At 63.7% G+C, this 659-nt stretch carries 1 protein-coding gene; it reads left to right on the top strand.

Annotated elements, in window-relative coordinates; all coding sequences use genetic code 11:
- Positions 1-144: 144 nt before the first annotated feature.
- Positions 145-659, top strand: a 515-nt coding sequence (locus H5397_RS17515) for a DDE-type integrase/transposase/recombinase (protein ID WP_255439042.1), incomplete at its 3' end; no start/stop codon positions are given.

Raw genomic sequence — 659 nt, 5'->3', positions numbered from 1 at the left:
CCTCAGCCCGCAAAGCACGTCGCTCGGCAGCAGACAGCCTGTTCGAATGATTCGTCGTATCGGTCACAACACTCATCATGGTTCCTTCCGGTAGAAGGACCGCTTACACAAACCATCTGACAGCACCCGAGCTCTCTCGAGGCCATGTCGGCGGCCACGATCGACCGCTACCTGGCGCCGGCCAAAGCGCGGGACCCGATCCGCGGCAAGACCAGCACCAAGCCCGGGCACCTGTTGCGCCAATCGATCCAGGTACGCAAGGCCGGTGACGAGGTCGAGGGCGAACCCGGGTTCTTCGAGGTCGACACGGTCGCCCATTGCGGGCCCACCCTGAAGGGCGAGTTCGCCAGGAGTGTGAACTTCACCTGCGTGCACACCGGCTGGGTGTACACCCATCCCATCCGGAACAACGCCCGCGTGCACGTGCTGGCCGCTTTCGACGCGTTCGTTGAGGCGGTGCCGTTCGCCGTGACGGGCATCGATTGCGACAACGGCTCGGAGTTCATCAACCACCAGATCATCGGCTGGGCCGGTGACCGGGATGTGTTCTTCACCCGATCCCGGCCCTACAAGAGCAACGACCAAGCCACCATCGAGTCCAAGAACGGCCACCTCGTGCGCCGATACGGGTTCTACCACCGCTACGACACCCCGGCCGA

This window comes from Propioniciclava sp. MC1683 (assembly GCF_014164675.1).
Taxonomy (GTDB): domain Bacteria; phylum Actinomycetota; class Actinomycetes; order Propionibacteriales; family Propionibacteriaceae; genus Propioniciclava.
Note: the sequence above shows the minus strand (reverse complement) of the source record. Positions and strands in the feature narration are given on the sequence as shown.